Source organism: Bordetella bronchialis (assembly GCF_001676705.1).
Lineage (GTDB): Bacteria > Pseudomonadota > Gammaproteobacteria > Burkholderiales > Burkholderiaceae_B > Bordetella_C > Bordetella_C bronchialis.
Window position 1 is genome coordinate 4,692,265 of the sequence record NZ_CP016170.1, and the last position, 19,954, is coordinate 4,712,218.

The following is a 19,954-nucleotide window of genomic DNA, read 5'->3' on the forward strand; positions in this document are numbered from 1 at the left end:
TCAATCCGCATTCGCGGCGCCGTCGTCGGCGCCCTCCTTCGCATGGCCGGAATCTTCCGTACCCGGCGCGGCGCCGCCGTCGCCGTCCGGCCGTATCGCCGCGCGCAGCAGATCCATGGCGATTCCATGGCTGCCCTGGCCCGCGACGTAAACGACGCGGCGCCATTGCGCATGCTCGATGTCCCGGTACGCCGCGATAACCGCCACGGCGCGGGTCCGGGAATCCAGCGGCTGCGCCACGACTTTCTCCGCGCCGGGAAGCACGGTGGCCTCGCTGCGCGCCAACAGGGACTGGCCCAGGACCTGGCGGTCGCGGTCGTACAGGTCGAAGAAGCCGGCGTGGCCGAAGGCTTCCGTATCCGCGAGCTGGTAGACGCGCACCACGATGGGGGAAGCCCGCCCCGTCGCATCCGGATTCAGGTCGGAGGCGGCGTCCAGCATCACCTGCACCGAGGCGCAAAGGGGCGGCTTCGCGCTGCAGCCGGCCAGGAACAGCGCCACGGCGACGGCGCCGGCCAGGCCGGATGCCGCGCCTCGTACGGGCTGGCGCGCGCCCCTACGCATCGCCGGCATCGCCGCGCCGCCATCCGGCCTGTCGCGCCGGCAGGGCCGGGGCAAGCGGGAACGCCTGGCGCTCCGGCGCGATGGGCTGGCCGCGCCACTCGCAAGACGCGGCCGGCGATGCGCCCCTTGCCACCCCGGCGACCGGCACAAGGACGCCCCGCCCGGACGGCGTTGCGCCCGCGGGGGCCGAGAGATGCAGCGGGTCGCGCCCGGCGAGCACCGCCACGCCGCGTCCCAGCACGGGATTTCCTGACAACAGCGCAGCCTGCGCCAGCGCGTCGCGCGGCGCGCCGGCCGCGCAAGAAGAACGAGGGAAAGGCCGCTGCTTCATTTCGCGCGTACCGAAGACCCGTCATCCGCCGCGCCGGGCGTGTCGGGGGACTCCGGCGTGCCGCCGGGCCCGCTGCCCGCGGCGCCGCCGCTGTTCAGCCCGACGATGGGTCCGGATATCTGCACGCCGGCCGCGTCCACCGTGATGAAACTGCCGCCCGCCTTTAGCGTCACCATCGCGCCGGCCTCGATCACCACGCTGGCGCCCGCCTTGACGTGCACCACTTCGCCGTCGACGACATAATTCACGCCCGCCTGGTGCAGGATGTCGATGCCCGCCTTCAGCGAGGCGCTGCCGTCCACCTTGACCTTCTGCCCGCCGTCCACGCGGACGTGCTGTTCGGCGGCATGCAGCAACTGGCGGCCGGCGACCGTGCGGTGGTCGTCCTCGCCTATCCAGGCGTAGCCGCTCTTCTTGACGTAGGTATCGAAGCGGCCGCCCGTGTAAAGCAGCACCTGCAGCGATTTGTCGTTGAAGCGCAGCTCGTTGCGGTCCCGCGCGCCGTCGCCGAGCGCGTCGGTGCGGATGGCGGCGATCTCCGGATGCCCCGCCTGGATGTAGGGCGGCGGATTCCTGCTGTTGTAGACGCTGCCCACGATCATGGGATGGTCGGGGTCGCCGTCCAGGAAGTCGACCACGACCTCCTGGCCCGCGCGCGGCACGAAGATCGCCCCCCAGCCCTTGCCGGCCCAGGCCTGCGCCACGCGCACCCAGCAGCGCTGCATGCGCCGGCTGGCCTTGGGCGGGTTGAATTGCTCCCAGTGGAACTGCACCTTGACGCAGCCGTAGCCGTCCGTCGCCAGGGTTTCCCCGTCCGGCGCGACCACCATGGCCGTCTGCAACCCGGGACGCGGCACCGGTGTCACCCGAGGCGGCCGCCAGGCCTGCTGGCGCGCGATGGCCGAAAAGCCGCAGTCGAAGACCGGCTCGCGCTCGCCCGCGCCACGCTCGGCGGTGTAGTCGTTGCCACCCAGGCGATAGCGGGCGGCGACGATCAGGTACTCGGCGTTCTGCTCCGCGCGCGGATGGTCCTTCAGGCGAAACCAGGCGCCCGGCCTGATGCCGCGGGCCGTCGCGCGCCCCCGGGCGCGGATGGCGCGGCCCCGGTGCGTGTCCAGCAGCGCCTGGGCATGGCGCCGGCCGTCGCCCTGGGTGTCGTAGCGCAGCGCGTAGTCCTCCAGGGTGCCGGCGCGCGCGCCGTCCTCGGCCGTGGCGCGCGCCAACAGGCCCTGGTTCTCGCTGCCCTTGACGTCGAGGAAGTCGAAGGAATTGAATTCGCTGGCGCCCGGCGCGACCTCGGCGTCCGTCGTCCAGCGGTAGATCGATTCCCGCGGCGGCACGCGGGGTCCCAGCAAGGGGTGGAAAGGAATGGCGGCATCGCGGCCGATGGCCTCATGCGCCTGGGGCGCGTCGGCCAGGACCACGGTCTCGGCCCCATTGGCGTGCTCGAAAAAATAATAGATGCCTTCGCGCTCCAGCAGGCGGCTCATGAAATCCAGGTCCGTCTCGCGGAATTGCGCGCAGTGCGCCAGCTTGGGATAAGACGCGGTGCAGGCCACGCGATAGGCGACCCGGTGGTCGTCCAGCAGTTGCCGCACCACATCGAGCACCGACATATCGAAGAAGAAGCGGCAATGCGAAGACCGGCTCAGCAGCCACAGGCGCGGCCGCATGACCGCGCGGTATCGCGTCAGGCTGTCCGGGCGGGCCTGCGCCAGCGCGGCCCCGGCGATGCCGAAACGGCTGACGATGCCATTGAACTCGCGCTTGCCGGACGCGGTGGCAAGGGTGACGCGGATCTCCGAGCCCAGCATCCTGGCGGGCTCGATGCCGGCGTCCACGCTGAGGAGATCAAGCCGGAATTCGAAGGGCCGGCCCAGGCGTTCCTCTCCGCGCAGGCCGGCGAGCAACAGGGTATCGCGCGGAAGCACCGCGCTCCGGACCGCGATGTCGCGCTGGTTCTGGGAAGGAGAGGACATGGTTCCGTGCGGGTTAGAAGCAATCGGCGGCGCGCGGCACGCCCGTCAAGGCACCAGGGTCCTGGCGCTGCCGGGCATCGCGATGGTGACCACGCCACCCCATTGGCACTCGCACGCCGAGACGTTGTCCAGGGCCGGCAGATTGCCGACCAGGACGGTGGGCGCGCCCGGCAGCCATGGCGCCGGGATAAGGGGCAGGCAGGGCATGGGCGTCAGGACCCCCATGGCGGCAGCGGTGGCCGATGCCACCTCGGGATTGGCCAGGGACGTGCACATGGCGAAGGGCGGGATATTGGCGACCGCCACGCGGTCCTGCACGGTTGCCGCCGGCCGCCCCTCCACCAGGACGCGCGCCGTCGGCAGCACCTCCAGGCAGGCCGGGGCCGTGCCGAACGTGCACATCAGGACCGCGCCCATCACGACTTGTTCCGCCATCGTTCCTCCGTTCGTTCCGCGGCATCAGTTGCCGGGCGCCGCCGCCGTTGCCAACAGGCCCAGGTAATAGAAGAATCCCCTTACCGTCGTGGGATCGTCGCTGGCGTGCGGACCGATGGCCCGGGCCATGTCGTAGCGTGCGTGCGTATACGCCAGGCCGATGGAACCGAGGTAGAGCCGGGCGTCCTGGCGCAGGTATTGCATTTCGGCGACGGCCGCCTCGAAGCGCGCGCGCTGCAGGGAGACCTGGCCATCCTGCGTGGACCAATACCGGCCATCGTTGGCCAGGTTCAGGTAGCTCCACGGGTCGCCGACGCCGTTCGGCACCAGCAGGCATAGCGCGGCCGCGGCGGGGAACCAGCCGACGTGCTCGCCGAAGAACGCATCGAAGGCCTTTTCATGGGCCTTCCGCCCGGCGGCGTCCAGCTCGGGCACGACGAATACCCCCTGGTCGCGGATCCCCGTCCGGTAGCCCCTGTCCTGCGCGAAGGCGCGGGCATAGCCGATCAGGCGGCCCATGCGCAGATGTTCGGACACCCGGATCATCAAGGTCAGCAGCTGCTCCGCGAGCGCGGCCGCGACCTTGATCGGCCATGCCACGACGCAGCCGAAGGCGCCCGCGACCTGGTAGGCGGCGTTGGTCAGTCGCACGCTGTCCATCAGCGAGGTCAGCGCGCGCGCCAGATGGATGCCGCTGCTGACCAGGCGCGGCATGCCGTCGGAATAGGCGGTCGGACCCAGTCGATGCAGCACCGTATGGCAGGTCTTGGCGGTAAGGAAGGCCAGCCGCGCCCCCACCCGCGCCGCGTTGGCCGTGTGGGCAATGCGGGCGACCACGTGCTCCTTGAAGAAATGCGCCAGGAACCTGACGGCCGCGCGCATGATCAGGCGTTCGTCCTTCATGAGTTCCAGCACCGCATTGCCGATACGACCGGCCGCCTGCACGCCGGTCGACAGAAAGGACAGCATCTTGTCCCATATCCGCTTGACGATCAGGACGATGATCCGCGGCAGCGTCTTATCGCCGGCGTCCTTGAGCACGGCGAAGGCCTCGTTCTCCAGCCAGGTCAGCGCGCCGGGCGCCGCTCCGATCGCCGCGGCGAAGAAAGCGTTGGCCTTGTCGTCCAGCAGCGTGCCGGTCTGGCCCAGGATCCAGTCCTGCACCGTGGCCTCGGCCTTGGGATCGAAAGGGATGTCCAGGACCAGCTCCGCGGCCTGGCCGATCCCCGCGCCCTGCACATCCAGGCCGCAGAACAGGTCGAGCACGCTTACCCGCGTGATGTACTTCTGATAGGCGAAGCTGGAATCGCCGACGGGAATCCGGTCAAACGTTTGTTGCATGGGCTCGTTCCGTTGGGGTTCTATCGCGGGGCGGGCCGGCATACGGATTCGGCACGCCACCCGCGCGGGTATCAGATGCGCAGGGATCCGGGCACCGGCATATCGGCCGTGGAGGCCGCGAAATCCAGGGCATTGCCAGCGATTTCCTTGACCACCGCCATCAGCGTGGGCCGGATGCGATGCTCGCCGAACGACACCATGGGGCCGGTCTGCTCGATGGCGATTTCCGGATGCGTGAACCCGGTGCCGCACTGGCTCAGGTACCGGTTGGCCTCGCTCTTGACGAAGCCGGCCGTGAAGTTCATCGCATGGTTCTTCTTGAGGTCGTAGCGCGAGAACTGCGCGCCCTGGTACATCCTGATCGCATCCCGGTCGCCGTCGTCGATCAGGTTCAGGTAGTACATCTCGTTGCCGAAGACCTGGCAGCTCATGACCAGGCTGGCGACGCTGGGCACGAACAAGGCGTACGGGCTGAACCATTCATCGAAGTCCCGCCGGCTGCGCGCGATGGAGCCGGCGGTCTCGTTGGCGAAGGAAAACGTGCCGTTCAGCTCGTAGCCGCCCCAGCGGAATTTCTCCTGCGCCTCCACGATCAGGTCGCCCAGGACCCTGGCCTCGTAATAGCGCATGAAGATCTTCACGACGTTGCGGACCAGGACGAAGGGGAAGCCCGCTTTCAGCAAACCCGCCACGCCCTCGGCCGCGTCGATGGCGTCGTAGCCGCGCATCACGCAGGAACCGAAGTAGATGCCGCGCACGACGTCGCGCTGGAAGCCCGCCTGGAAGGCATTCATCCCCAGCGCGAAGCCGTTGCGGATCAGCGTCGCGCCCTTGGCGAAGAAGCGCACCACCGCATCGATGATGGCCTCCGTCCGCTTTACCTTGGCCATGACGGCGGGGAACAGGTAGCGCAGCATGGACTCCACCAGTTTCTCGATGATCTCCCAGGGCGGCATATCCAGGAACTTCTGCACCTTGCTGACGAACTCGGCGCCCGCTTCCTTTACCGAGGCGATGGCCCGCGTCAGCATGGACTTGAACTCGCCCCAAAGGCCCAGCAGCCCGCGGCGCAGGGTGCCGCTCAGCTTGATCCGATAGGCCGTGTCCTCGATGAAGCCGGCGGCGTGCTGCACGCCGTCCAGGGCATAGTCCTCGACCTGCGCGGCCAGCGTCGCGTTGACGCCCGCTGCCTTCATGCCTTCCTCTATGACATTGCTGCCCGGAATGAAGGTGGACACCCCGGACCACAAGGCGCCGGCGATATCCGACAGGTACCTGTCCTTCACATCCAGTTTGGCGAACAGATATAGGATGCCCGCGCGCATCTTCTGCACATCGTTCTCAATGGCGGCCAGTTCTGCCGTGCTATTCATGCCTGACTCCTGCATAAGGATGGGGAAAGCGCGATCGCCGCTACCGCGGCTGGCGGGCGCGTGGCGCCGGCGTCGCGCGTGGATGGCGCTTATTCGAAATCGCAGCGCCACTGGCCGTCCGCGACACGGATGCCGACACGCGCCGCCGCGCGCCGGGCCTTCCTGCGCACCAGCAGCTCGTGGCTCAGCACCGGCAGCAGCTGCCGCGCGAGCACGCTGTCCACCAGGCGCGCGCCGCTTTCGCGGACATCGCAGTTCTCCAGCACGGCGGGCACCACGGTATCGTCGTAGGACAAGGCGATGTCTTCCTGCTCCCGCAGCCGATCCGCCAGGCGGTCCAGCTGCTGGCGCACGATGGCCGCCAGGCTGTCGGCATCCAGCGGCAGGTAGGGCACCGCCGTCATGCGCGCCAGCAGCGCCGGCGCGAACACTTGCCGCAGCGGCTCGCGCAGCAGGCGCGCCAGTTCGTCACATGGCGGGGGCGCGCCGGTGGCCAGCAGCCGCGCGGATCCGACGTTGGTCGTCAGCAGGATCAGCGTGTTGCGGAAATCGATCACGCGGCCCTCGCCATCCTCCATCCAGCCCTTGTCGAACACCTGATAGAAGACTTCGTGCACGTCCGGGTGCGCTTTCTCGACTTCATCCAGCAGGATGACGCTGTAGGGCTTGCGGCGCACGGCCTCGGTCAGCACGCCGCCCTGGCCGTAGCCGACGTACCCGGGCGGCGCGCCCTTGAGCGTCGATACGGTGTGCGGCTCCTGGTATTCGCCCATGTTCAGCGCGATCAGGTTCTGCACGCCGCCGTACAGGGCGTCGGCCAATGCCGACGCGGTCTCGGTCTTGCCCACCCCGGAGGACCCGGCAAGCAGGAATACCCCCACGGGACGGCCCGGCCGGCTCAGGCCGGCGCGCGCGGTACGGATGTGGCGGGCCAGCGTGGCAATGGCATGCCCCTGGCCCACGATGCGCGCGTTCAAGGTGTCCTCGAGCCCCAGCAGGCTGTCGACTTCGTCGGCCACCATGCGGCCGACCGGAATGCCCGTCCAGTCCTGGACGACGGCCGCCACGCCCTGGCGATCCACGTCCAGCAGCACCAGCGGCTGCTCGCCCTGGCAGGACGCCAGTTCCGCCTCGGCGCCGCGCAGCGCGGCCAGGCGGGCATCGTCCTGGCCCGCGGCGGGCGCCGCCGCCAATGCCGCGCGCCGCGCCAGCACGTCGGCCACCAGTTGCTTTTCCCTTTCCCAGTGCCGCACCGCGTCCGCGCAGGCCTGGCGGTCCGCCGCCAAGGCATCCGCCAGCCGCGCCACGCGGCCGTCCGCGCCGCGGCCCAGGGCGGCCTCGCGCCGCAGCAAGTCCAGCTCGGCCTCCTGGGCGGCGATGCTGGCGCGCAGGGTCTCGATGGCCGGCGGCGTGGCATGGCGGCTGGCGGCGACGCGCGCGCCCACCGTATCGAGCAGGCTGACGGCCTTGTCGGGAAGATGGCGGTCGGCGATGTAGCGGTGGCTCAGCCGCACCGCGGCGTGCAGCGCCTCATCGGCGATGCGCACGCCGTGATGCGCTTCCATCGCGGGCGCCAGGCCGCGCAGCATGCGCAGCGCGCGCGCCTCGTCCGGCTCGCATACGGCGACGGGCTGGAAGCGCCGCGTCAAGGCGGGATCTTTTTCGATGTGCTTTTTGTATTCGGCCCAGGTGGTCGCCGCGATCGTGCGCAGCGAGCCGCGGGCCAGGGCCGGCTTGAGCAGATTGGCCGCGTCGCCCGTGCCGGCAGTGCCCCCGGCGCCGATCAGGGTGTGCGCCTCGTCGATGAAAAGGATCACGGGATGGCGCGGCGACTGTGCCTCTTCAACGACTTGGCGCAGGCGCTGCTCGAATTCGCCCTTCATGCTGGCGCCCGCCTGCAACAGCCCGACGTCCAGGGTCCGCAGCGCGACGCCGCGCAAGGCGGGCGGCACTTCGCCGGCGACGATGCGCTGGGCCAGGCCCTCCACCACCGCGGTCTTGCCCACGCCCGCCTCGCCGGTCAGGATGGGATTGTTCTGCCGGCGCCGCAGCAATATGTCGACGACCTGGCGGATTTCCTCGTCCCGGCCGACGATGGGATCGAGCCTGCCCTCGCGCGCCTGCGCGGTCAGGTCCACCGTATAGCGCGCCAGCGCCGCCTGGCTGTCCAGCGCGGCCGGCGGGATGGCGCCGCCGGCTTCCCCCGGCGCGGGCGCGGGCGCCGCGGCCGCCGCATGTTCGGGCGAGCCGGCCAGCATGGCGCCGAAGCGCTCCGCCAGGACGCCCACGTCGATGCGCTCGAACTGCGGGGAAATTTCCATCAACCGGCGGCGCAGCGCGGCCGTCTTGAGCATGGCAAGGAGCAGGTGCCCGGTGCGGATACGGTCCGCGCCGTACATCAGCGTGGCATAGACCCAGGCCCGCTCCACCGTTTCCTCGACCTGCGGCGACAGGTCGATCGATACGGCCGCCGATCGCGGCAGGCGCTCCAGCGCCTGCGTCAGGTCGCGCGACAGCAGCGCCATGTCCAGGCCGAACGCGCGCACGATGGCATGCAGGTCGGAATCCTGGCCTTGCAATAGCTGGTGCAGCCAATGCTCCACCACCACGCGCGGATTGCCGCGCAGCTTGCAGAATACGGTGGCGCTTTCGATGCCGCGGTATGCCAGCGCGTCGAGTTTCCCGAAAAGCACGGCACGACTGATCTCTGCCATGGGCGATGTCCTATTCAGCGTGTATCAAAGAGAGGCGGGCGCACGGAAGCGCAGCCGCGGCGTGCCGCCGGGCCGGCCCAGCCACGTGCCGCGGCCGATACGCGCCCGGCCGTCCAGGCGCATCGCGACGGCCGCGCCCGGCGCCAGGCGCAACTCCACATCCCAATCGAGGGCGCCGCCGGCGTACAGCCGCGTCCACTCGGCCAGGCGCAGGAAGCCCGGCGTGCCGGGTTGCAGGGCGGCGGCCCGCGGCGCCTGCAGCGGTCCCAGCACCACGCGGAACTTGTGCTGGCGGTCCCAGGCGCGCGCGCCCAGCGGTATGCCCTGCCCCAGCGGCCTGCCGTGGGGCGCCAGGCGTGTCCGTTCCTGCTCGGGAAGATGCAGCCATTGGCCGACGAATTGCCGGATCGCCACCGGCACGCGGAAATACCTCGACAGCACGGCCGCCAGGCCATCGGCGTGGCGCGTGCGCGCCGCCAGGATGCCGGCGAACTGCAGCTTGGCGGCTTCGCCGATGCCATCCGCGCCGCGCGTGGCGGGCGTTCCCAGGCCGCACAGGCTGCCGGCATAGCGGGCGTGGCGGCCATCCGCCCGGTCGTGGCCGATGACCGGCTGGGCGTCCGCCCAGGCGCGGTAGAACAGGCACATCATGCGGTGATGGAACATGTCCAGGAATCCGGCCAGGGTGCGGTCGCCGGCATGGTGCAGGCGGTCGCGCACGTACTCGGTCAGATGCAGGGGCAGCGGTCCCGCGCTGCCGAGCAGGCCCAGCACGTTCACGCCCAGCCGTCCCGGGCCCCGCTCGGTCGCGGGCCGGTAGCCGGAAAGCTCGCCCAGCAGGAAGGCCATCCCGGCGTCCTGGCCCAGGCGCACGGGGTCGTCGGCGGCACGCGCCGACGTGCCGATGCGCGGGGCGCCGGGATGGGCGCATTCGATCAGGCGCAGCGCCTGGTAGAAGCCGAAACGGCAGGCGTGCCCGGCCAGGCGCCCTTCCAACGCTACAGGATCTGGCATCGTCCCGCCCTTGCCGGCCATCGCGCGACCGGCGTGCCGGAGGATGTCCGGATCGCCGTCTCGACGAAGTGATTGATCGATACGTACGACGAAAGAAAGGCGTGCAGCACCGCGCCCAGCAGGAAGGCGCCGGAACCTTCGAACACGGCATCGTCGAAGGTCAGCGTCAGCGCCATGCCACGGCCGAAGCTGATGGGCCCCGGCCCCGGGAGCCGGCGCGTGACCGGCTCGGCCGCCACCCCGCACAGGCCGGCGATCTGGCGCCGCGCGGCGTCGTCGTCCGGGTGCCGGTACAGTTCGAGTTGCTCGCGCAGGGCCTGCGCGCTTCCGTCGCCCGGCGCCAGCGAGAGATAGTTCAGCGACAAGTGGTTGAGAAAGCGCCACACCGCCGCGCCGGCCGCCAGGGCGGGACGCGGCTCGCTGGGCCCGGACAGGCAGCGCACGGCCTCGGCGGGAATCTCCGCGCCAAAGGTGAAATCCGTGGCCCCCACGCCCAGCGGCATGGACAGCGGCAGGTCGCGGTTGGTGCAAAGCAGGTCGATGCCCAGCTGGCGCAGGTCATCCGCGTGGGGGGCCTGGTGTTGGTCGACCAGCGCGATATAGACCTCGGTGCCCAGGTAGCGCGAACGCGGACCGTATTGCCTTTCGCGCATGGATTGCGCGCGCGGCTCGCGGCGCAACTGGAAATAGGCGCCGCCCTGCTCCCGCGACGTCCATGGATCCAGCGAACGATAGAAAGGCTGGAAATGGCGCGCCTGCGTGTCCCCCGTGCGATAGCCGCGCGCGGCGTCGACCGCATAGACCTCGAAATCGATGGGGCGCGTGCGGTCGACCATCACCGGATATTCGAACTGCTCGCCCGACAAGGCGATGCGGTCGGCCGCGCGCGGGAACAGATTGATCGCCGGCGTGCAATGCATCGCGAAGTGGGACGGGCGCAGGGACCGCTCCACCGCCGTATCGTGGCGATCCAGCAGCAGCAGCACGTCGAACGCGCGCTCTCGGCATGCGTGCAGTGCCGCGCGCATGCCGTCCAGGCGCACGAACAGATAGCGTTGCGGGAAAGAAAAATACTCGTGCAGCAGCCGGTAGCCGACGAAGGTCTGCCGGGACGCCGGCAGGAGCGCCTCGTCGTCGGCGTAGCCCATGGGAGCGATGCAGTCCTTCGGCAGGGGAACATGCCAGGCGGGCGGCCGGCTGGCCGGCAGGGCCACGCCGGCGATGACATGCGCGGCCAGCTGCTCGTAAAGACGCACGGCGTAGCCAGGCTCGCCGCGCAGATAGAGGGGAATGCCGTCGACATCCAGGGCCGGCGCCTGGGCGTCGCCCACCAGTTCGAAGCGCAGGCGCAGCACCGCCTGCGGCGCGCGCGGCAGATCCAGCGCCAGGCCCGCCACCGCGCCCGTATAGGGCTGGTAGTCGGCCTGCGCCAGGCGCAGCGGCAGCAGGGGCAGCGCATGCGCGGTGCGGTACTCGCAGCGCGTCGGGCTGTGCCGGTCCAGCAGGCTGTGCAAGGCGGTATTCCGGGGCACGACGCAGCCGCGCGACAGGCCGGGATGGGTCCAGTCGGGCTCGAACTGGACCACGGCCATCGACGGCGTCGGCGCCAGGAACTGCGGATACACCATCTCGGCCAGATGTCCCGTGAAGCGCGGAAACTCCGCATCCAGCTTCATCTGCACCCGGGCGGCCAGGAAGCTGAATCCCTCCAGCAACCGCTCGACGTAGGGATCGGCGCATTCGAAGCTTTCCAGGCCCAGGCGTCCGGCGATCTTGGGAAAGGCGGCGGCGAACTCGCTGCCCATTTCGCGCAGGTGCTGGAGCTCCTGGTTGTAGTACCTGAGCAGCGTCGGGTTCATGCCAGGGCCACCTCGTCGTCATCGGTCAGGCGCGCCTCGCCGGCCTCCAGGTCCAGTTCCGTCTTGAAATAAAGGCGTTCCGGATACGGCTGCGCCCATAGATCGCCTTCGATAAGGAAACTGAGCACGCTGCCGCCGGCGCGCGGCGCCGGGTCCAGCGGCGTCACGCGCAGGGTCTGGCCGCCGATGCGGGGTTCGAAGCGGCGGATCGCATCCGCGATCTCCTCGGCGACCGACGCGGTGTCTATCCCCGACAGCGTCCGTCCCGCGAAGTCGCGCAAACCGTAGTTCAGGACGGAGGACTCGACCGCGGGCTCGGGGCGGCCGCGGCCCACGCGCGGCCGCGCGGCGTTGAACAGGTAGGTCAGGTCCCGCAGTACGCTGGCGCGCAGCTGGCGCATCGACACGACGCGCCGTTCGCGCGATTCCGACATCGCGTTCGGCGTCATATCGGTCAGGCGGTCCAGCAGCGCGGGCTGCAGGCGGTCCCTGCTGGTGAGTTCCGGCATGGAGGGTGCAAAGTCGGTTGACGGAACGGCCGCCAGGCGGCGCCGTTCCGGGGATGTCGCAAGAGACGGGCGGCACGGCGCCGGCGGATACCGGCATCCGCGTCCCGCGCGGTCAGCTGACGGCTTTCGTCAACAGGTCGAACGTGGTGCTGCCCGCCTGTTCCAGCGCGCTGCTCTCGGTGTTCTGCTTGAAGTATTCGCGCTTCACCGTCTCGAAGGTCATGGAAAGATCCTCCACGCCGCCCGGGCTGACCTGGTAGGAATTGATGCGCGCGTTGGTCAAGGTGATCTTCACGAAGGGCTTGGGCTGGCTCTCGCCATCGGCCTTGTATTCGTTGATCTCGACGGTCTTGATCGGCTTGCCGCTGTAGAACTGCTGCTCCGTGGGAGGCGTGGCCGAGCAGGTCTTCTTGTGCAGGGCGATGGGCGTGACGTAGGTCGCCCCGGCGCCGGACAGGCCCGGGCCGCGACCCTCGATGGGGATGGAGGCGCTGTACGAGTAGCTCAGGATGTCCGCGTGTCCGTCCGCGCCCTTGATTTGCGAGTCGCCCGAAATGCCATCCATTTTCATGGTGATGACGGTGGTGTCGGCCATAGTTGCTCCTAGGCAGGATAGTCAATTGAGTAGGGGTTGCCGAAGGCTGGCGTGTCCTTCGGGATGGGTCGGCGGGGGGCGCGTCGCGCCCCCGGCCTACTTCCCTCCGATGGAGGGAAGCTTGCTGACCAACCGCAGCGATACGGTCAGTCCTTCAAGCTGGTAGTGCGGACGCAGGTAGAAGCGCGAGGTGTAATAGCCCGGGCTGCCCTCGACTTCCTCCACGACGACCGAAGCGCCGGCCAGGGGCCGTATCGCCTTGGCCACTTCCGAGGAATGGCTGGGCATGCCGTCCACGTAATTGACGATCCACTGGTGCAGCCAGCGCTGCATGTCGTCCCGGTCCTTGAACGAGCCGATCTTGTCGCGCACGATGCACTTCAGGTAATGGGCGAAGCGGTTGCACGCGAACATATACGGCAGGCGCGCGGCCAGGGCGGCATTGGCGGTGGCCTCCGGGTCGTCGTATTCGGCCGGCTTGTGCAGCGACTGCGCGCCCAGGAAGGCAGCCGTCGCCGTGTTCTTCATATGCACCAGCGGCAGGAACCCGTTGCGGGAAAGCTCGGCCTCGCGGCGGTCGCTGATTGCGACCTCGGTGGGACACTTGGCGTCGAAGCCGCCGTCGTCGGTGGGAAAGACATGGGTGGGCAGGTCGTCCAGCGCGCCGCCGGACTCGATGCCCCGGATGCGCGAACACCAGCCGTAATGCTTGAACGAGCGGTTGATATTGACCGCCATGGCGTATGCCGCATTGGCCCAGACGTAGCGGCTGCTGTCGCCGCTGGCGGTGTCTTCCTCGAAGCCGAAGGCGTCGACCGGATTGGACTTGACGCCATAGGGCGCGCGCGCCAGGAAGCGCGGCAGCGCCAGTCCGATGTAGCGGGAGTCCTCGGATTCGCGCAAGGCGCGCCAGGCGGCGTGCTCGGGCGTCTGGAACAGCTTGGCGATATCGCGCGGGTTGGCCAGGTCGCGCCACGAGTCCAGCAGCATGACCGAAGGCGCCGCGCCGGCGATCAGCGGAGCGTGGGCGGCCGCGCAGATGCGCGCCATCTGGCCCAGCAGGTCGACGTCGGGGCCGCTGTTGTCGAAGTAGTAGTCCGCCACCAGGCAGCCGTAGGGCGCGCCGCCGAACTGGCCGTACTCTTCCTCGTACAGCTTCTTGAACATCGGGCTCTGGTCCCACGCCGTGCCCTTGTACTTCTTCAGCGTCTTGTACAGGTCCGGCTTGGCGATGTTCATCACCCGTATCTTCAGGTGCTCGTCGGTTTCCGTGTTGGAGACCAGGTAGTGCAGGCCGCGCCACGCGCCCTCCAGCGCCTGGAATTCCGCGCAATGGAGGACGGCGTTGATCTGTTCGGTGAGCTTGCGGTCGATCTCCGCGATGAGCGCCTCGACGGTGCCCAGCACATCGCCGGACACCAGCGAGGCGTCGGCCAGCGCATGGGACGCCAGCGTGCGCACCGAGTCCTCCACGGCCTGTTGCGCCTGGTCGGTCCTGGGCTTGAACTCTTTCTTCAGCAGGCTGGCGAAATCGTCGCCGGCGGCGGCCTGGACCTGGGCGGCGGCGGAGACGTCCGGCACCGCCGCGGGGGTCATGTCAGTCATCGATGGATTCCTTGCAGATCGTGGGTGGGTTCAGGCATCCGGCGCCGCTTCGCTGGCGGACGCTTGCACCGGCCTGGGCGACGCCGACAGGCTTTGCATCAGGGCGGGATCGGACAGCAGCCTGGCCACGAGGTCCTCGGCGCCGGTCTTGCCGTCCATATACGTGAGCAGGTTGGCCAGCTGGCCGCGCGCCTCCAGCAGCTTGCGCAGCGGCTCGACCTTGCGGGCGATGGCCGCCGGCGAGAAGTCCTCCATGGACTCGAACACCAGGTCGATGCCCAGGTTTCCTTCGCCGGTCAGGGTATTGGGCACGCTGGCGGCGACGCGCGGCTTCATCGCCTTCAGGCGTTCGTCGAAGTTGTCGCTGTCGATTTCCAGGAACTGCCGTTCGGCCACCGGTGGCGGGGCCTGCAGCGACTGCCCCGACAGTTCGGCCATGACGCCCATCACGAAGGGCAGGGTGACCTTCTTCTGCGCGCCGTTGACCTCGACGTCGTATTCGATCTGCACGCGCGGCGCCCGCGTGCGGCCCAGGAATTTCTGGCTGCTTTCCTTGCTCATTGAAGTGCTTCCCTAAAAGGACGAATCGATGCGGCAGCCGGGCGCGATGGCCGGCGCCGCGAGTGGCGCTTATCCGGCGATGCCGGCGATATGGTTGACCTGGGCCACGCTGTCGGGAGAGAGATCGCCAAGAAGGTCGATGAAGGCCAGGCCCACCAGGCGCTGCGCGCGCCGCAACAGCAGGGGCACGGGGCTGCCGGGCTCTTCCCGGGCGTAGTAGTCGCAGATCCGGTCTATCGCCGCGACCACGTCATCGCGGCTGCGCGGGATGCCGCAGCCGGCCGGCAGGCCATCGGGCTGCGTGGCATGGATGGCCCCCCCCGCGGCGCCCGCAGGATCGTCGGCGGCCGCCTCACCGGCCGCCGCTCGCGCGGCGCGCCGCTCGGGATGCGCCGCCAGGCGTTCGCCCGCGACCCCGGCGGCGCGCGACAGAAGCTGGCGCAGTTCGCGCAGCGCCACGGCGCGCGCGTGGCCGACCCGCTCGGTGACCAGGGCTTCGATACGGTCGGCGCGCGCGGCGGCCCGCGCCAGGCACGCGGCCGCATCGCCCAGCGCCTGGGGATCGGCGGTCTTGAAGACGGCGTCGACCGCCGCCGCGTCCATCCTGTTTTCGTCGCCGGACACGCCGGGCGCGCCATCCGCCAGATCCAGGTCGCGCAGGCTGACGCCGCCGTGCAGCGGCGATTCCGCCAGCGGCAATGTGTAGACCTGCCGCAGCAGGCCGCTTTTTTCCTCCAGCGCGACCAGGGTATTCACGCGTTCGGTGGGATCGTTGTCGTCTTCCGCGTCGAGCCGGGGGTGCACGTGCGCCCAATGGCGCTCGATATAGCCTTCGACCAGCGACAGGCCGTCATCCAGTCCGCCGAAGCCATGCAGCGCGGCCAGGGCACGCGTCAGCCATACGGCCAGCCGCAGGTCCCGCGTGCGCGCCAGCAGTTCCAGGGCGGCCGACTTGACGGCCTTCCAGTCCGGGTCCGCCGCGGCCTGGCGCATCTTGCCGTATTCGACGTCGGGCGTGCCCCGCATCAACTGCAAGAGCGCAACGTATTCGGCCGAGTACTCCAGGTCCGGACCGCAAGGCGTCTCCGGGGCGATCGCTGGCAGCAGGCTTGCAACGTCTACAACGGGCATGGATGATGTCTCTCGAGTTCGCAGCCGATGGCGGGTCGCCAGGGCTGCATCCGATCGCGACGGTGGCTGCGATCGAATATGCGGGGCACGCAAGGCGCATCTGGTTTAATGCGCCGCCGACGGGTTGAACTCTATCGGTCCGGACGGCAAGCGGATAATTGGATAAATCTGAACGGCTGAACGTATTGCCCATGCGCCCCGACTTTGCTTATCCCATCGAGTACGCAGCGCTGCCCGATGCACGGCTGCCCTATGCCGCGCACGGCCAGGGCGAACCTATCGTGCTGGTGCACGGCTCCTTGTGCGACCTGCGTTACTGGAAGGCGCAGATGCCCGCGCTGGCCCGCGACTTCCAAGTGTTTTCAGTGAGCCTGCCGGGCTACTGGCCGCAGGCCGGCGGCGATGCGGCCGGCTTTTCGGGCGAGGCGCATGCCGACGCGGTGGCGCAATTCATCGACCGCCATTGCGGCGGCAGCGCGCATATCGTCGGCCATTCGCGCGGCGGGCGGGTGGCCTTCGACCTGGCGCGGCGCCATCCCGGCAAGGCGCGGACGCTGGTGCTGGCCGACCCCGGCCTGGCGGTGGGCGACAGCGAAGAACGCCGTGGCGACTTCCGCCAGCAGGCGCTGCGGGCCATGCAGGAAGGCAAAGTCGAAGAAGGCCTGGCGCACTTCATCGATACCGTCAGCGGCGCAGACACCTGGCGCCGCATGGTGCCCTGGTTCAAGCAGATGGTGATGGACAATGCGCACACGCTGGCCGCGCAGGTACGCGAGGCGCCCTATCGCCTGACCGCGCAGCAGGCGCGCGACGTGGCGCTGCCCGTGCTGCTGATCGGCGGCGCGCTGAGTCCGCCGCCCTATCCGGCGATCCTGGATACCTTGCAGGACTGGCTGCCCGATGCGCAGTCGCTGCGGATCGCGGGCTCTTCCCACGGCATGAACCTGGGCAACCCGCGGGCGTTCAACGAGGCGGTTCGCCGTTTCCTGGGGGCCTAGGGGCTTCATCCCCCCGCGCGGGAACGGGCGTGCCCGACCACAGCCGCTCCAGGGCGGGCGAACGCGGCGGCAAGGCCGGCGGCCCGTCGGCGGCGGGCGAGGCGGCGGGCGACCCGCCGGCGGAACGCCCGGGCTTCAGGCGCACGCCCGGTATCGAGCCCGTGGGAGACGGCAAGTCGGGCGTGGCGCGCGCCACGCCGTCGGGTGTCGAGCGGCGGGACGCCGCCCCCGGTGGCATCCCGCTGTCGCCGGATCGCGGCGGCAAGGAAAAATCCAGGCGCCCGATGCCGGCCCGCCGCGGGCCGCCGCTTTTCGCCGCGACGATAGGCGCATGGCGCGCCCGCGCCGGTCCCAGGCAGGCGATCGCCCGGCTCAGCGAACGGGCGGCCCGGGTGACCGTCCCCTTGCACGCGCGGAACACCCGCATGCCCAGGTTGCCGCGCGGCGCCTCGGCGCCACGCATGCCGGTCATGCCGATGGACGGCGGCAAGGCGCTATTGACTGAGGTCGTCATGTGATGAATCTCCAAGGCCCTGCAATGACAAGGCATGTGGGAACGCCGCCTGGAACGGATCGCGTCCGGCGGCGCCCCGCGTTGATGCGGCGTCGCGCCGCGACGGATGGACGCGGCCCGGAAACTGTATCGCCGCCGACGGCGGCGGTCTGTCGGCCCGCGGCGCGCGGCGCCGGCGCGGCCGGCATTTCGGCGCGGAATCGGCGCCACCGAAGGATTCCTCCCGCGGCGTCCGTTTGTAGGACAGGATGACGTATGTAGGACCAATTCACCCACCGGCGCGTGGTAAAACACCGCCACACCAGACCGCTACGAAGATGGAGAACGGCATGCCCCCCCTTTCCGCCACCGTCTGGCAGACGCTGCAGGAAGAGTTCTCCGACATCGGCGATGTCCAGGCCTACACCCGCATCCTGACCCGCCTGGCCGTCGCGGTGATCCTGGGCGGCCTGATCGGCTACGAACGCGAACGCAGCGGCAAGGCGGCCGGCCTGCGCACCCATATGCTGGTCTCCCTGGGCGCGGCGCTGTTCGTACTGGCGCCGCTGCAGGCCGGCATGGAGGTCAACGACATGAGCCGTGTCCTGCAAGGCGTGATTTCCGGCATCGGCTTCCTGGGCGCGGGCGCCATCATCAAGGCCAGCGCGGAAGGCGAGGTCAAGGGCCTGACCACCGCCGCCAGCATCTGGCTGACGGCCGCCATCGGCATCGCCGCCGGCATGGGCAAGGAAGTCGTGGCCATCGTCAGCACGCTGCTGGCCCTGGCGATCCTGGATCAGTTGCGCCGGCTGGAACGGCGCATCAACGGCGACGCGCCGGACCAGCCGCCTTCGCGCGGCGGCGACGCCTGAAAAGCGCCGCTTCCAGCGGCCCGCGCCGCCGCGCTATCCCTGTCACTGTCACTGTCCGGCGGCCTGGCGACAACCTGCCGCGCGACGATCTCGCCCAGCACGCGCATGGCGTCCTCCAGGGTTTCGTCCCAGGGATGGCCGTAGTTCAGGCGCAGGCAATCGCGATACTCGCCGCGCGGCGAAAAAATCGGCCCGGGCGCCACGCTGATGCGCCGCGCCAATGCCTCGCGGTAGACGTCCAGCGCGTCCGCGCCCGGCGGCAGCTGCACCCACAGGAAATAGCCGCCTTGCGGCCGCGACGCCCGCGTGCCCTCCGGAAAGTAGCGCGCCAGCGCCGCCATCATGTGCTGTTGCTGCCGCGCCAGCGTGGCGCGCAGCTGGCGCAGGTGGCGGTCGTAGCCGCCGTGGTCCAGGTATTCCGCCAGCGCCAGCTGGTTGGGGCTGGGCGAGGCCAGCGTCGTCATCAGCTTCTGGCGCTCCACGTCGCGGGCGTAGCGGCCGGCGGCCACCCAGCCCACGCGGTAGCCGGGCGCCAGGCATTTGGAGAAGGACGCGCAATGCAGTACCAGCCCGTCGCGGTCATGGGCCTTGGCGGGTAGCGGGCGCGCGCGGCCGAAGTAGAGCTCGCCGTAGACGTCGTCCTCGATGAGCGGGATGCCGTGTCCCGCCAGCAGCGCGACCAGGTCCCGCTTGGTCTCGTCGGGCATCAGGCTGCCCGTGGGGTTCTGGAAGTTCGACATGATCCAGCAGGCCTGGGGGCGATGCCGTTCGATGGCCCGGGCCAGCGCGTCCAGCTGGATCCCGGTGCGCGGGCTGGTGGGGACCTCCACCGCGTGCAGCTTCATGCGTTCCAGCGCCTGCAGCGTCGCGTAGAAGGCGGGCGACTCGATCAGCACCGTGTCGCCCGGGCGGGTGACCGCCATCAGCGCCAGCTGCAGCGCCTCCATCGCGCCATTGGTGATGACCAGGTCGTCGCCGTGCACGTCCATGCCGTCTATCAGGTAGCGCACGGCAATCTGCCGGCGCAGGGCGGCATTGCCGGTGAACATGTCCGACACGCTGCTCCAGGGATCCATGCGGCGCAGGCCGGCTTTCAGCGAGGAAGCCAGGCGCACCAGGGGAAACAGCATGGGCGAGGGAAAGGCCGACCCCAACGGCACCGTGGCGGGGTCCCGCACCGACCCCAGTACGTCGAAGGCCAGCGCCTGTACATCGACCGGCGCGGGGTTGCCATCCGGGTGGGATGTCTCCGGCTCCGGGGGCGCGGGCTTGCGGGTGCTGACGTAATAGCCGGACCGGTCGCGCGCCTGGATGTAGCCGCGCGCTTCCAGCAGGTAGTACGCCTGGAAGATGGTGGACACGCTGACCCGCCGCGCGGCGCTGGCCTGGCGCACGGAGGGCAGGCGGTCGCCCGGCCGCAGGGTTCCCGTGTCGATGGAGCGCACGATATCGGCCGCCACGGCTTCGTAGCGTTTCAGGCGCGCCCGCTCGCGGGAAGAATCCGTCATGGTCCGGTCCGGTAACAGTTTCCTTACTGTAAACCGGCGCAGGCGGCGCAAAACAGTTCCAGTTCCAAGCGC

At 69.6% G+C, this 19,954-nt stretch carries 18 protein-coding genes; 3 read left to right on the plus strand and 15 right to left on the minus strand.

Going from position 1 to position 19,954, the window contains the following annotated elements:
* The 14 genes from tssJ to tssA form a co-directional block, all read right to left on the minus strand.
* A complete protein-coding gene (tssJ, locus tag BAU06_RS20670) occupies positions 1-564 on the minus strand; it encodes a type VI secretion system lipoprotein TssJ (protein WP_066354689.1) in 564 nt (187 codons plus the stop codon).
* Positions 557-895 (minus strand): hypothetical protein, encoded by a 339-nt coding sequence (locus BAU06_RS20675; RefSeq protein ID WP_156770301.1) that lies wholly within the window; start codon positions 893-895, stop codon positions 557-559. Before BAU06_RS20675 ends, tssJ begins: the two co-directional genes overlap by 8 nt.
* On the minus strand, positions 892-2,874 hold the full coding sequence (locus BAU06_RS20680; RefSeq protein WP_066354699.1) for a type VI secretion system Vgr family protein: 1,983 nt from the start codon (positions 2,872-2,874) through the stop codon (positions 892-894). The genes BAU06_RS20675 and BAU06_RS20680 overlap by 4 nt, the downstream gene beginning before the upstream one ends.
* 45 nt (positions 2,875-2,919) lie before the next feature.
* Positions 2,920-3,309 (minus strand): DUF4280 domain-containing protein, encoded by a 390-nt coding sequence (locus BAU06_RS20685; protein WP_066354701.1) that lies wholly within the window; start codon positions 3,307-3,309, stop codon positions 2,920-2,922.
* Between the two features lie 24 nt (positions 3,310-3,333).
* On the minus strand, positions 3,334-4,650 hold the full coding sequence (locus BAU06_RS20690; protein ID WP_066354703.1) for a hypothetical protein: 1,317 nt from the start codon (positions 4,648-4,650) through the stop codon (positions 3,334-3,336).
* 71 nt (positions 4,651-4,721) lie between these two features.
* Positions 4,722-6,023 (minus strand): hypothetical protein, encoded by a 1,302-nt coding sequence (locus BAU06_RS20695; RefSeq protein ID WP_066354705.1) that lies wholly within the window; start codon positions 6,021-6,023, stop codon positions 4,722-4,724.
* Between the two features lie 89 nt (positions 6,024-6,112).
* Complete coding sequence (tssH, locus tag BAU06_RS20700; RefSeq protein WP_066354708.1) at positions 6,113-8,737, minus strand: type VI secretion system ATPase TssH; 2,625 nt, start codon at positions 8,735-8,737, stop codon at positions 6,113-6,115.
* A 24-nt stretch (positions 8,738-8,761) separates the two neighbouring features.
* Complete coding sequence (tssG, locus tag BAU06_RS20705) at positions 8,762-9,751, minus strand: type VI secretion system baseplate subunit TssG (protein ID WP_082993886.1); 990 nt, start codon at positions 9,749-9,751, stop codon at positions 8,762-8,764.
* On the minus strand, positions 9,736-11,610 hold the full coding sequence (gene tssF, locus BAU06_RS20710; protein WP_066354712.1) for a type VI secretion system baseplate subunit TssF: 1,875 nt from the start codon (positions 11,608-11,610) through the stop codon (positions 9,736-9,738). Before tssF ends, tssG begins: the two co-directional genes overlap by 16 nt.
* Positions 11,607-12,119, minus strand: coding sequence for a type VI secretion system baseplate subunit TssE (tssE, locus tag BAU06_RS20715; protein WP_066354718.1), 513 nt, complete (start codon positions 12,117-12,119; stop codon positions 11,607-11,609). The genes tssF and tssE overlap by 4 nt, the downstream gene beginning before the upstream one ends.
* Before the next feature lie 112 nt (positions 12,120-12,231).
* Positions 12,232-12,714 (minus strand): Hcp family type VI secretion system effector, encoded by a 483-nt coding sequence (locus tag BAU06_RS20720; protein ID WP_066354721.1) that lies wholly within the window; start codon positions 12,712-12,714, stop codon positions 12,232-12,234.
* A 96-nt stretch (positions 12,715-12,810) separates the two neighbouring features.
* Positions 12,811-14,310, minus strand: a complete 1,500-nt coding sequence (tssC, locus tag BAU06_RS20725) for a type VI secretion system contractile sheath large subunit (RefSeq protein ID WP_082993887.1) — start codon at positions 14,308-14,310, stop codon at positions 12,811-12,813.
* A gap of 39 nt (positions 14,311-14,349) precedes the next feature.
* Complete coding sequence (tssB, locus tag BAU06_RS20730; protein WP_066354723.1) at positions 14,350-14,880, minus strand: type VI secretion system contractile sheath small subunit; 531 nt, start codon at positions 14,878-14,880, stop codon at positions 14,350-14,352.
* A 69-nt stretch (positions 14,881-14,949) separates the two neighbouring features.
* Entirely contained in the window at positions 14,950-16,011 is a 1,062-nt protein-coding gene (tssA, locus tag BAU06_RS20735; RefSeq protein WP_066354726.1) for a type VI secretion system protein TssA, read from the minus strand.
* Positions 16,012-16,202: 191 nt separating this feature from the next.
* Between tssA and BAU06_RS20740 the strand changes: the two genes are divergently transcribed.
* The 3 genes from BAU06_RS20740 to BAU06_RS20750 all read left to right on the plus strand — a co-directional run bounded on the left by BAU06_RS20740 (position 16,203) and on the right by BAU06_RS20750 (position 18,374).
* Complete coding sequence (locus BAU06_RS20740; protein WP_066354729.1) at positions 16,203-17,009, plus strand: alpha/beta fold hydrolase; 807 nt, start codon at positions 16,203-16,205, stop codon at positions 17,007-17,009.
* A 29-nt stretch (positions 17,010-17,038) separates the two neighbouring features.
* Positions 17,039-17,527 (plus strand): hypothetical protein, encoded by a 489-nt coding sequence (locus BAU06_RS20745; RefSeq protein WP_066354734.1) that lies wholly within the window; start codon positions 17,039-17,041, stop codon positions 17,525-17,527.
* Positions 17,528-17,852: 325 nt separating this feature from the next.
* Positions 17,853-18,374 carry an MgtC/SapB family protein gene (locus BAU06_RS20750; RefSeq protein ID WP_066354739.1) on the plus strand — a complete coding sequence of 174 codons (522 nt, stop codon included), beginning with the start codon at positions 17,853-17,855 and terminating at the stop codon, positions 18,372-18,374.
* Here BAU06_RS20750 and BAU06_RS20755 read toward each other — a convergent pair.
* Positions 18,299-19,882 (minus strand): aminotransferase-like domain-containing protein, encoded by a 1,584-nt coding sequence (locus BAU06_RS20755; RefSeq protein ID WP_066354748.1) that lies wholly within the window; start codon positions 19,880-19,882, stop codon positions 18,299-18,301. The two genes, BAU06_RS20750 and BAU06_RS20755, sit on opposite strands and share 76 nt — an antisense overlap.
* Positions 19,883-19,954: the final 72 nt, after the last annotated feature.